General features: G+C 69.7%; 8 protein-coding genes. 5 read left to right on the top strand and 3 right to left on the bottom strand.

What is annotated here, in order from left to right; translation table 11 throughout:
* Positions 1 to 5: 5 nt before the first annotated feature.
* On the bottom strand, positions 6 to 578 hold the full coding sequence (locus tag ABNX08_RS03805) for a cytochrome b (protein WP_349608969.1): 573 nt from the start codon (positions 576 to 578) through the stop codon (positions 6 to 8).
* 144 nt (positions 579 to 722) lie between these two features.
* Positions 723 to 1,250 carry an inorganic diphosphatase gene (ppa, locus tag ABNX08_RS03800; RefSeq protein ID WP_022533842.1) on the bottom strand — a complete coding sequence of 176 codons (528 nt, stop codon included), beginning with the start codon at positions 1,248 to 1,250 and terminating at the stop codon, positions 723 to 725.
* Between the two features lie 182 nt (positions 1,251 to 1,432).
* Here ppa and ABNX08_RS03795 point away from each other — a divergent pair, with 182 nt between their 5' ends.
* The 5 genes from ABNX08_RS03795 (at position 1,433) to ABNX08_RS03775 (ending at position 6,354) form a co-directional block, all read left to right on the top strand.
* Entirely contained in the window at positions 1,433 to 2,869 is a 1,437-nt protein-coding gene (locus ABNX08_RS03795) for an aldehyde dehydrogenase family protein (protein WP_022533841.1), read from the top strand.
* Positions 2,862 to 3,104 (top strand): hypothetical protein, encoded by a 243-nt coding sequence (locus ABNX08_RS03790; protein WP_022533840.1) that lies wholly within the window; start codon positions 2,862 to 2,864, stop codon positions 3,102 to 3,104. The genes ABNX08_RS03795 and ABNX08_RS03790 overlap by 8 nt, the downstream gene beginning before the upstream one ends.
* Before the next feature lie 54 nt (positions 3,105 to 3,158).
* Positions 3,159 to 3,917 (top strand): SDR family oxidoreductase, encoded by a 759-nt coding sequence (locus ABNX08_RS03785; RefSeq protein ID WP_022533839.1) that lies wholly within the window; start codon positions 3,159 to 3,161, stop codon positions 3,915 to 3,917.
* Positions 3,918 to 3,990: 73 nt separating this feature from the next.
* Positions 3,991 to 5,298 carry an MFS transporter gene (locus ABNX08_RS03780; RefSeq protein ID WP_022533838.1) on the top strand — a complete coding sequence of 436 codons (1,308 nt, stop codon included), beginning with the start codon at positions 3,991 to 3,993 and terminating at the stop codon, positions 5,296 to 5,298.
* A gap of 252 nt (positions 5,299 to 5,550) precedes the next feature.
* Positions 5,551 to 6,354: a hypothetical protein gene (locus ABNX08_RS03775; protein ID WP_022533837.1), complete on the top strand. Its 804-nt coding sequence runs from the start codon at positions 5,551 to 5,553 to the stop codon at positions 6,352 to 6,354.
* A gap of 182 nt (positions 6,355 to 6,536) precedes the next feature.
* On the opposite strand, the gene ABNX08_RS03770 is transcribed toward ABNX08_RS03775, so the two are convergent.
* Positions 6,537 to 12,431 carry an Hpt domain-containing protein gene (locus ABNX08_RS03770; protein ID WP_349608966.1) on the bottom strand — a complete coding sequence of 1,965 codons (5,895 nt, stop codon included), beginning with the start codon at positions 12,429 to 12,431 and terminating at the stop codon, positions 6,537 to 6,539.
* Positions 12,432 to 12,517: the final 86 nt, after the last annotated feature.

Genomic DNA, 12,517 nt, shown 5'->3' with positions numbered 1-12,517 from the left:
TGCGCTCAGCGCAGCATCCGCCGCAGCGTGTTGTCGCCCAGCATGTAGTGGTGGAACAGCGCCGCCATCGCATGCAGGCCGATCACCAGGTAGAAGGCGGTGCCCAGGGTCTCGTGGGTCTCCTTGACGGTGTCCTTCAGCGCGGGATCCGGCCCCACCAGCGCGGGAATCTCGATACCCAGCTGCGGCAACGCCAGCAGGTGCCCGCCGGCATTGATTGTCAGCAGCCCCAGCAGCGGCTGGGCCAGGATAAACAGGTACAGCACCCAGTGCATGGCCGACCCGGCCAGCTGCATCAGGCGCCACCCCGGCTCCGGCATGGGCGCGCCGCGCACCAGGCGCCACAGCAGGCGTGGCACCGCCAGTCCCAGTACCACCAGCCCCGCCCATTCGTGCACCAGCATCGCCAAGTTGCGTGGCGGTGTGCCCTTGGCGAAGTTGCCCTTCAGTTCGATGGCGGCGTAAGCGAGCGCTACCAGCAGGAATACCGCCCAGTGCAGCCATACCGCCAGCCGGTCATAGCGGCGCGACGGCGACAACACCTCCGGCAAGGCCTGGATTTCCGTGATGCGGTCCATGGTGGGTTCTCCTTATCGTCAGCACCGCCCTAGCGTAGCGCAAGCCACTTGCCTGGGTGCTAACCACCATCAAGCGGCAGGCAACAAAAAACCCCGCCACAGCGGGGTTGCTTCAGCCGGCATTCAGCTGATTTTTCTTGCAGCTCACTTCTTGTAGTTCGCCACGCCGTCGGTGATTTCCTTGTGGGCTTCCTCGATGCCGGCCCAGCCTTCGACCTTGACCCACTTGCCGGCTTCCAGTGCCTTGTAGTGCTCAAAGAAGTGCTTGATCTGGTCCAGCGTGTTCTGCGGCACGTCCGACAGGCCCTTCATGTAGGCGGTGGCCGGCGACAGCTTGTCCAGCGGCACGGCGACCAGCTTGGCGTCCACGCCCGACTCGTCGGTCATCTTCAGCATGCCGAGTGCACGGCAGCGCACCACGGCACCGGCCAGGATCGGGAACGGCGACAGCACCAGCACGTCCACCGGGTCGCCATCGCCCGACAGCGTCTGCGGGATGTAGCCGTAGTTGGCCGGATAGCGCATGCCGGTGCCGATAAAGCGGTCGACGAACAGCAGGCCGGTTTCCTTGTCGGCCTCGTACTTCACCGGATCGCTCTGGGCCGAGATCTCGATAATGACGTTGAAATCGTTGGGGATGTCCTTGCCCGGGGTTACGAGGTTGAAGCTCATGCGGTTCTCCAGATGCCTGCGCGGTGTTGTTGGATGGCGGGCATTATAGCGGCTCATGCCTGACCGGACGCTGACAGCCGCCGCATTGCAGGTCGCCCGCCGTCGGCGATAATGGCGCATTCTTCAGCCGTCACTGAATTGCGCAGCCCCCGTGCTGCCCTCTAGCCGCTTCGGAGCCACCCATGCACGCCCAGCACTTCGTCGCCAACCGCCTGATCGCGCCTGACAACGGCCTGCGCATCAAGGTATTCGATCCGTCCAGCGGCGAGCCGTTCGCCGAGATCGCCCGCGGCAACGCCACCGACATCAACGTCGCCGTCCATGCGGCGCGCCAGGCCGCCGAAGGCGCCTGGGGCCAGATGGCGCCGGCCGAGCGAGTGCGCCTGCTCAACCGCGTCGCCGTGGCGCTGATCGCCCATGAGGACGAGCTGGCCACGCTCGAGGCCCGCGACACCGGCAAGCCGCTGCGCCAGGCGCGCGCCGACGCCCGCGCCGTGGCGCGCTACTTCGAGTTCTACGCCGGCGCGGTGGACAAGCTGCACGGCCAGACCATCCCCTACAACCCCGGCTACACCGTGCTGACCGTGCGCGAGCCGCACGGGGTGACCGGCCACATCATCCCGTGGAACTACCCGCTGCAGATCTTCGGGCGTAGCGTGGGCGCGGCACTGGCCACCGGCAACGCCTGCGTGGTCAAGCCGGCCGAAGACGCCTGCCTGTCCTTGCTGCGCGTGGCCGAGATCGCCGCCGAGGCCGGCCTGCCCGAAGGTGCGCTCAACATCATCACCGGCTACGGCCATGAAGCCGGCGCTGCGCTGGCGCGCCACCCGGGCATCAACCATATCTCGTTCACCGGCTCGCCCCAGACCGGCAAGCAGGTGGCCCAGCTCGCCGCCGAAAACCATGTGCCGGTCACGCTGGAACTCGGCGGCAAGTCGCCGCAGATCGTCTTTGCCGATGCCGACCTGGATGCGCTGGTGCCGGTGGTGGTCAACGGCATCGTGCAGAATGCCGGCCAGACCTGCTCGGCGGGCAGCCGGCTGCTGGTGGAGCGGCCGGTCTACGACGCCCTGCTCGACCGGCTGGCGTCGGTGTTCGAATCGCTGCGCGTGGGTCCGTCGGAGCTGGACCTGGAATGCGGCCCGCTGATCAGCCGCAAACAGCAGCAGCGCGTGTGGGACTTCGTTTCCGATGCGCAGCACGCCGGCGTGTCGGTGATGGCGCAGGGCCAGATCGTGGCCGAGGCGCCGGAGGCCGGCTACTACCAGGTGCCGATGCTGTTCCGCGACGTACCGCCCGCGCACCGGCTGGCGCAGGAAGAAGTGTTCGGCCCGCTGCTTGCGGCGATGCCTTTCGACACCGAGGCCGAGGCCATCGCACTCGCCAACGGCACGCCGTACGGGCTCGTCGCCGGCGTCTGGACCCGCGACGGCGGGCGCCAGCTGCGCCTGGCGCACAAGCTGCGGGCGGGCCAGGTCTTTATCAACAACTACGGTGCCGGCGGCGGTGTCGAGCTGCCTTTCGGCGGCACCGGCCAGTCCGGCTACGGCCGCGAGAAGGGCTTCGAGGCCCTGTACGGATTCACCACACTGAAAACCATCGCCATTCAACATGGGTAACATCAATTTCCTGTCCGTCGCCTTTGCCATCTTCTTTTTCTGGATGGCATGGCATGTGCGGAACAAGCGCGCCACCAATCCCTCCGGCATGCCGCGGCTGCAGGTGTTCAAGCGCAAGTGGGGCGACGTCGTGGGCGATCGCGTGCACTGGTGCCTGTATGTCGCGCTGCCGTTTTTGCTGGCGCTGATGATGACGGCCAACGCGCTGCGTGGGCGGGGGCCGTTCTCGCATTGAGTACCTAAGCACAGCCAACAGATCACCGACAACCACAACACAAGGAGACACGCGATGAGACTGGCCAACAAGGTAGCGATCGTCACCGGCGGCGGTTCGGGCTTCGGCGAAGGCATCGCCCACACCTTCGCGCGCGAAGGCGCCAGCGTGCTGGTGGCCGACCTGCGCGAAGACGCCGCCGAGCGCGTGGCGGCCGCGATCCGCGATGCCGGTGGCCAGGCGCGCGCGGTGCGCGCCGACGTTGCGCGCGGCGACGACACCGAGGCCATGCGCGAGGCCGCGCTGGCCGCCTTCGGCGACGTGCATATCGTCGTCAACAACGCCGGCACCACCCATCGCAACAAGCCCATCCTGGAAGTCACCGAGGACGAGTTCGATCGCGTCTACGCCGTCAACGTCAAGAGCATCTACTGGTCGGCGCGCGCCTTTATCCCGCACTTCCGCCAGCGCGGCGGCGGCGTGTTCGTCAATATCGCCTCGACCGCCGGCATCCGGCCGCGTCCTGGGCTGGTCTGGTACAACGGCAGCAAGGGCGCGGTGATTACCGCGAGCAAGGCGATGGCGGCCGAGCTCGGCAAGGACAATATCCGCGTCAACTGCGTCAATCCGGTGATCGGCGCAACCGCCTTGCTGGAAGAGTTCATGGGCATGCCTGACACGCCCGAGAACCGCGCCAGATTCCTCGCCACCATCCCGATGGGCCGCATGTCGACGCCGCAAGACGTGGCCAACGCCTGCCTGTACCTGGCGTCGGATGAAGCAGCCTTTATCACCGGCACCTGCATCGAAGTCGACGGCGGACGCTGCGTGTAAGCACCGCCCGCCAGGCTTTGTCGTAATACAGCTGTACCGCGTCGCAGAAGCGCAAACATCCTCAGGAGACAGCATGACAACGACCGCAGTAAACCCCGGCGTCAGCGGCGCCGCCTTTGAAGACGCCACCTACCGCAAGGTGAGCTGGCGCCTGGTGCCCTTCCTCTTGCTGTGCTACGTGGTCGCCTATCTCGACCGCGTCAACGTGGGCTTCGCCAAGCTGCAGATGCTCAACGACCTGAAGTTCAGCGAGACCGTCTACGGCCTGGGCGCGGGCATCTTCTTCATCGGCTACTTCCTGTTCGAAGTACCGAGCAACGTGATCCTGCACAAGGTCGGCGCGCGCATCTGGATCGCGCGCATCATGATCACCTGGGGCGCGATCTCGGCGGCGATGATGTTCGTCACCACGCCGACCATGTTCTACGTGCTGCGCTTCCTGCTGGGCATCGCCGAGGCGGGCTTCTTCCCCGGCATCATCCTGTACCTGACGTACTGGTACCCGGCCAACCGGCGCGGCCGCACCACCACCTTCTTCATGACCGCGATCGCGCTCTCGGGCGTAATCGGCGGGCCGCTGTCCGGCTGGGTGATGCAGGCCTTCGACGGCCATAACGGCTGGGCCGGCTGGCAGTGGATGTTCCTGTTGGAAGGCATCCCGTCGATCCTGGTGGGGCTGTGGGTGCTGGCCTACCTGGACGACCGCATCACGCACGCCAAGTGGCTCACGCCGGAAGAAAAGGCGCTGCTGGAGCGCAATATCGCCAGCGAGGACGCGCACAAGGAAGACCCGCCGATCCGCACCGTGATGTTCAGCCCGCGCGTATGGCTGATGAGCGCGATCTACTTCTGCTTCGTCATGGGCCTGTACGGCGTCAGCTTCTGGCTGCCCACGATCATCAAGCAGACCGGCGTGAAGAGCGCCCTCGATATCGGCCTGCTGACGGCGATCCCCTACGGCTGCGCGGTGGTCGGCATGGTGCTGGTGGCCCACAGCGCCGACCGCAGCGGCGAACGCCGCTGGCATATCGCGATCCCCGCGCTGCTCGGGTCGCTCGGGCTGCTGCTGTCGGTGCAATGGCACGGCGACACCACGCTGGCCATGGTGGCGCTGACGCTGGCAACGATCGGCATCCTGACCACGCTGCCCCTGTTCTGGAGCCTGCCGACCGCATTCCTCGCCGGCACCGGCGCGGCCGCGGGCATTGCGCTGATCAATTCGCTGGGTAACCTGGCCGGCTTCCTGAGCCCGTACGCGGTGGGCTGGCTCAAGGATCTGACGCACAGCACCGATTCCGGCATGTACCTGCTGGCGGCGTGCCTGGTGGTGGGCGCCGCGCTGACGTTGTCGGTGCCTCCGCGCGTGGTGGGCCGCAAGTAGGCGCAGCGACCGCTGAGAAGGCCTGAAACCGGCCGTTCCTGCGGGGAAACGGCCGGTTTTCCATTTGGGATCTCGTGAAGTCTCTCCCCCGCCGCTTGCGAGCCACAACGCGCCGTCCGCTGACGCGGATGTAGGACCAAAACGGGCAGTGTCGCCCCACCTTGCGCGCTAGCATGGAAAAGAAGACACCCGGAGTGATCCCCACGGGGTCCTCCGGGGCATCTGATTCCGAGATACGCCAAGGAGGCCACGATGCCGCAACGTCCCCCGTTTGCCCCTACCCGTTCGCTCGAGCGCGTTGAAGCCCGCCTGGCGCGACGCTCGCGCGTCAAGCGCCTGGTGATCGCGCTCGGTGCCGGCGTAGTAGCGCTGCTCGCTTTCATGCCGGCCGCCAGCCATGCGCAGGCGCCGGTGGTGGAAGCCACCCCTGCGCCGACGCCGGCCACGCCTGCGCCCGTGACGCCAGCCCCCGCTGCGACTGCACCGGACAGCACCATGGCGCCGACACCGGGTGCCACGATGCCGGCCCCTGCCCCGGCCACCACCATGCCGCCGGCTACTGCGCAGCCCGCTCCGGGCATGACTGCGCCGGGCACGGCAGCCCCGCCGCCGACGGCATCGCCGCTGCCGGCGCCAAGCGGCACGCCGCCGACCGTACCGGCGCCACCGCCTACCGCCGCCCCGGCCCAGCCGCGCCCGCCGCTGGCCACGCCGGCACCCCCGCCGCCGCGTGATGCGATGGTGCAGCGTACCGCTGGTGCGGTCACCTATATCTGCGGCGGCGTGGCCGAGGATGAACAGGTCAAGCTGCAGTCACAGGCGCGCAACTACAACATGAGCCTGCTCTTCACGCAGGGCGAGCGCGGTGAATACCTGTCCGATGTCGACGTCAAGCTGATGCGCGGCAGCAAGGAAGTCGCCAGCTTTGTCGCCGACGGGCCGCGTTGCCTGGTGAAGGCGCCGCAGGGCACGTATAACGTGCGGGCGACTTACAAGGGCCTGACCAAGACGGCGACGGTCAGTACTGGTGGCAAGAACGCGCAGATGCGCTGGTAATGGCGCGCGCCGTTCGCGGCGCGGCCGATGGAGGAGGAAGGAAGGCGCGGCATCTTGGATGTCGCGCTTTTTTGTGTTTAGGGCCCTTGGTAGGACGACGGGCTATTAATTGCTAGTAACAGGCTCCCTCTCCCGCTTGCGGGAGAGGGAGCAAACCGCCAGCGCGCACTACGCAGCGCGACTCAAGCCGCCGGCCCATCCCCCAGCATCTGCGCCACCGACCCCGCCGTCCCCGCCGCCCGCTCACCCAGCAACCGGTGCAACGTCCCCAGCAGTTCATCCTCGTTATAAGGCTTGCCCAGATACACGTTGACGCCGATCTCCTCCGCATAGCGGCGATGCTTGTCCGCCGTGCGCGAGGTGATCATCACCAGCGGCATATGCGCGGTGCGCGAATCGGAACGCACGTTGCGGGTCAGGTCGAAGCCGTCCATGTTCGGCATCTCGATATCCACCAGCATCGCATCCGGCATCACGTCTTGCAGCTGCTTGAGCGCGTCCACGCCATCGCGCGCCAGCACCACCTGGTAGCCGGCGCGGCTCAGCAGGCGCTGGGTGGCCTTGCGCACGGTCAGCGAGTCGTCCACCACCATCACCGTCGGCTGCATGGCCAGGCCCGGCACCGGCTTGGCGCTGCCATCGCCACCCAGTTCCGCCACCGCGCCAAGCTGCGCCGGGGCGGCCTGCGTGGGCACTGCCGGCAGTGCCTGCGGACCGCGCTCGCGCACGAAGCGCTGCGCCAGCACCACCGGGTTGTAGATCAGCACGATCTCGCCATCGCCCAGCGTGGTCGCGCCGGCAATGCCTTCCAGCCGCGCCAGGTGCGGGCCGATATGCTTGACCACCACTTCGCGGTTGCCGACCACCTCATCGACATGCACCGCCACGCGTTCCGCGCCGCTGCGTACAACCACCACCGGCGAGTACTTGCGGCCCGCGGTGACGGCGTTGCCTTCTTCCAGCAGCGCGCCGAAGTAGTAGAACGGGACCTCGGCGCCGGAGAAGGGCAGGCGGCCCTGGTTGTACGCCTCCAGCAGCGCCTGCGTGCGCAGCTGCTGGACCTGGTCGATCATGCCGCTGGGCACCGCATAGAGCCGCCCGCCCAGCGAGATCACCAGCACCTGCGTGATCGCCGTGGTCAGCGGCAGGTGCACGGTGAAGGTAGTGCCCTGACCGGCCTTTGAATCCAGCGAGATGCGCCCACCCAATGCGACGGTCTCGGCGCGCACCACATCCATGCCCACGCCGCGGCCGGCAAGTTCCGACACGGCCTCGGCGGTGGAGAAGCCGGGCGTAAAGATCATCTCGGTGAGACGCGCTTCGCTGCCCTCGTCATCGGCCGCCAGCAGCCGGCGCTCGACCGCGCGCGCATGAATGCGCGCCAGGTCCAGCCCGCCGCCGTCGTCGACGAAATGCAGCACCACCTCATTGCCTTCCTGCTGCACCTCCAGCGTCAGTGCGCCGGTAACGGGCTTGCCCGCGGCGCGGCGCTGCGCGGCCGATTCGATGCCGTGCACCACCGCGTTGCGGATCAGGTGTTCGATCGGGCCGGCCATGCGGTCGAGCACCGAGCGGTCGATTTCCACCGTACCGCCCTTGATCAGCAGCCGCACTTCCTTGCCGGTCTCCGCCGCGGCCTGGCGCGCCACGCGATAGAGCCGCTCGGCCAGCGCGTCGAACTGCACCATGCGCGCCTGCATCAGGCCGCGCTGCAGCCCGCGCGTCAGCCGTGCCTGCGCGGCCAGGTCGCCGGCGGCGCGGTCGAAGCCGCGCTGCAGGTTCTGCTCGACGGTGGCCACGTCGTTGACGGACTCGGCCATCATCCGCGTCAGTTCCTGGAAGCGGGTGAAGCGGTCGAACTCGAGCGGATCGAATTCCTGCTTGTGCTGCGCATCGGCGATGCGCGAGGCCATCTGCGACTCGGCCTGGATCTCGATCTCGCGCAGCTGGCCACGCAGGCGCGCGACGTTGTCGTTCAGTTCGCCCAGGTAGGCGCGCATCGCCTCCAGTTCGCTGTCGAGCCGCGCGCGCGTGGCGCCGACTTCGCCGGCCTCGTTGATCAGTGTGTCGAGCGCGCGCGCCTGCACGCGCACCAGCGCGCGTGGCGGTTCTGCGGGCGCCAGGGGCGTTGCCGGCAGCGTGACCATCACGTCGGAGGGTCCCGGCACGGCCGGCAGGTTGGCCGCCGGGGCCACGGTTTCGGTTGCCTGCGGGGCAGCGGCCTCGGTCTCTGCGTCCTGCGCCGCCTCGGCCAGTCCATTGACCACATCCGGATCGTCGGCCGGCAGCAGGCGGCCCGCCTGCAGCGCCTCGGCATGCGCGAGGATGCGGTCGTACCAGGCATAGAGCCGCTGGAACAGCTGCGGCCCCACACCCAACGGCCCCTGGCCGCGCAGGCTGGCGTCCAGCAGCGTTTCCATCTCATGCGCGGCCTGCCCCAGCGCCATCGCGCCGGCCATGCGCGCGCTGCCCTTGAGCGTATGCAGCGCGCGCAGCACCAGGCCGCCATGGCTGGCCTCGTCAGGTGCGGCTTCCCAGGTGCGCACCAGCTTGCCCAGCTCGGGCAGCGTGCCCTGCGCCTCTTCCAGGAAAATCTGCACCAGCACCGGATCGGGTGCGCCTTCCGCGCCGTCTTCATGCTGCGCCGGCGCAACCGGCAAGCGGTGCGCGGTCGGCAGCGCGATCACCACAGCATCGTGCGGGGTGGGCGGCGGCGCCGGTGGCGTTTGCGGCGGCTCATCCTGCTGCACCGGCGGCTGCCCGAACAGCTGTGCCACCGAGCCATCGGCGTCAGCCGGTGCCTGCGGCGCGGGCACGGCCACGCGCGGGCGCAGCAGCGCCCGTTCGCCGAACTCCACCAGGCTGCGGCGCAAGCCGGCGTCGGCATCGGGCCAGACGCCCGCGGCGAACTGGTGCAGCATGCCGCGCAGGCGCTCGACTGCCTGCTCGAGCAGGCGGAAGTCGCCCGGATGCATCACCACCGGGTGGGAGCCGAGCTGCAGCAGCAGCGCTTCCAGCGCCTCGGCAATCTCGCGCACCGGCTCCAGCCCCACGGTCGAGGCGCTGCCTTGCAGCGTGTGGGCCACGCGCAGTGCCAATTCGCTCGGGCACGGATGCCCCTCGTGGCGCCACTCGGACAGGTCGGTGGTGAACTGGCGCAGCAGGTCGTCGGCCTCCTGCAGGTAGACGTTGTACAGCGCCAGGCCGATGCGCACCGGCCCGATCACCTTGTAGTGGTCGTCCTCGCTCGACAGCCCGCCGGACAGGCGGAACGGGATGACGTTGTCGTCGCCGCTATCGGTTGACGGCTCGGTCAACGGCTCGGTTGAGAGCTCGGCCGGCACGTTTTCCACCGCATCGGCCGGGGCATCCGCCAGCGGCGCTTCGGCAGCCGGCGCCTCGGCTTCAGGCAAGCCCGCAGCGCCATCTCCGGCCGGCGGCGCGGCCGGATCGCGCACCGCTGCGGCGGCTGCCACCAGCGGCGCGATGTCGTGCCACGCGGCCGCGTCGCGGTGCAGCTGCGCGACCCACGCCGACAGCTCGGCATGCGCGCGGCGCAGCAGCGACAACAGTGCCGGCACCGGCTCGCGCGCTTCGGCGATCCACAGGTTCATCACCTGCTCCACCGCCCACGCGGCTTCGCCATAGCGATGCAGGCCGACCATGCGGCTGGAGCCCTTGAGCGTATGGAAGGCGCGCCGCACGCGGCTGAGCGTGTCGGCCTCGCGCAGTATCTCCAGGCCCGAGCCGAGGTCGCCGGCAATGCCGCCCAGCACCTCGTCGGCCTCGTTCAGGAAGATATCGAGCAGTTCGGCGTCGATGGCCGCGCTGTCGCCCGCGGCGGGCATGCCCTGCGCGGCCGGCGGGGTCGGTGCGGGCGCGGGCTCGGGCATCGCAGCGGCCAGCGCGACCACCAGGCGCCCGCCCGCCTCGTCGCTGCCCGCCAGCCACGCATTGCACTGCGTGATGGCGTCGGCGGCCTGGCGGCGCAGCGCGGCATCGTCGTCGATGGCAGCCTGGTCGGCCAGGGCCTGCAGCGCTGAGCGCAGCCGCTGTACCGGCGCCGCATCGGGGATAGCACCGGTGCGGATCGCTTCCTCGGCGGCGGCACGCGCGGCGTCCAGCGGATGCTGGGGGGCCTGCGCGTCGTCGCTGGCGCCGGCTTCGGTGAGCGCGTCGGCACGGCGCATGCGGCCGAATTCGAGGGTATCGGCAAAGGCATGGACCACGCCGAGTTCCGCCGCCACCGCGCCCAGCAGCGCGGCGCGTGCGCCGGCGTCGGCAAGATCGCCGGGCTCCGCCAGGCGCGCATTGACGGCCTGTACCGCGGCGGCGGCCTGCGCGGCGTCGGCGGCAAGCGCCTCGGGCAGCGCCGCGGAACCTGGGAGCTGTGACAGCGTGGCGCCGAGCGCGGCGAACGCCTCGCGCGCATCACGCAGGTGCCCGGCGCCGTCGGCACGCGCGGCATTGCGGTCGTAGCTGTCGAGCCACGATTCGCCGCTGTCGAGCTGCGCGCGCAGCTGCGCCACGGCCTCGCTGCGCAGCGCCTGCGCGCGCGCCTCCTCGACCATGCGCGCCAGCCACGCCGGCGCGAGCGCGCCGGGATCGGCCAGGCAGTCGGCGAGCGCATCGCACTGCGCGGCAAAGCGCGCCGCCGCGGGATGCGCGGATTGCCCGTGCACGCGCCACGGCAGCGCCAGCGCGCGCGACAGGAACAGCGCGATACCGGTGGCGCCCAGCGCCTCGCCCCGCGCGCGTTCCCAGCCCTGGGTCACGGCCTGCGCCAGGCAACGCTGCAACGCAGGCTGCGCCAGCGGCAGCGCGGCCTCGGCGAGCGCGGCCAGCGCGATTTCCCAGGCGGCCTGGTCGCCGGCGGCCGCGCGTTCCAGCCCAGCAGCGGCTTGCTGCAGGTTGCGCGTATCGATCAGGTCGAGCCAGCCGTAGTAGCGCAGCCGGAAGTCGGCATTGGCGACGGCGTGCGCGGCATCGAGGCGGAAGGCCTCGAGCGTGCGCGCGATGTCCGCGTGCAATGCCGCCACGGCCGCATCATCCTGCGCATGGATTCCCGCCAGGCCGGTGCACACCAGCAGGAACATCGCGTCGTTCAGCAGCGCCTGCGGCACGCGCACCTGCCCTTGCAGGTATTGGCGCAGCAGCAGGTTGACACGCCCGGCAAAGCGCTTGGCCAGCAGGTCGGATGGCAGCAGGCCATGCGCCAGCGCCGCGAAGGCCAGCCCCAGCACATGCCAGACGTCGCGGTCAGGGTGGTCGGTGGCGCGCCGCGCCTCCTGCTCGTTGGTGCGTACCGCGTCCAGTGCCGCACGCAGCGGCAGCCAGGCTTCGCGCAGCAGCGCGCCGTCAGCGCACGCCGGGGGGAGCCGCAGCGCCTTGAGCAGGGCTGCTTCGAACTGCTGGCGCGCGCGCGTGACCGCGGTTGGGCTCTTTGCCGGCAGCAGCATGCCGGGGAGCATCTGCAGCTCATCGAGCCACAGGTCAGCCGGGTGCACGCGCTCTTCTGCGAGCAGCCCGAGCACGCCCGCATAGGGCTGGAACAGCCGCAGCGGCGCTTCGTCGTCGCCGGCCATCAGGTCGTCGACATACTCGGCCAGCGCCTGCACGCCGGCGCGGAACACCGCCAGCGCTTCGGGGCCCGCGGCGACCGTGCCGGCGTCGATGGCATCCAGCAGGCGGCGCAAGGCCTGGCAATACGGGTCGGTGCCGCGCAGCCCGACGATATGCACCGCGCCGGCGGCCTGGTGCAGGTGCTGGCCGGCCAGCCGCAGCGAGGTGGTGTCGCGCGCGCCCAGCGCCTCGGGCGCCTGGCGTACCTCATCGACATAGTGGCCCAGCTCGGTGGCGGCATCTTCCAGCGCGCTGCGCAGGCTGGGGGCAAGCCACGCCAGGCCGGACAGGTCGCGCGCCGGCGGCGCCGCGGGGGCATCTTGCAGCGCGTGCGCCGCGCCAGGTTGCGGCGCAGGCTCCGGTTGCGGCCATGCCGGGCCGGAAGGGACGGAGGGACCGGCGGCCGAGGCACCGCCTTCGGCGGCATCGCGCGGAACAGGGAAATTCAGGGACATGACGGCTTCCATTGCGGCGCCACGGGGGCGGCCGCGGGCGGCCGGCCACGGCGGGGCCGGGCCGGCGCTGAGTTGGCTTTGCAGGC

This window comes from Cupriavidus sp. DF5525, assembly GCF_040149425.2.
In the GTDB taxonomy this organism is placed as follows: Bacteria; Pseudomonadota; Gammaproteobacteria; order Burkholderiales; family Burkholderiaceae; genus Cupriavidus; species Cupriavidus pickettii_A.
This window is presented reverse-complemented; position numbering and strand designations above follow the sequence as displayed.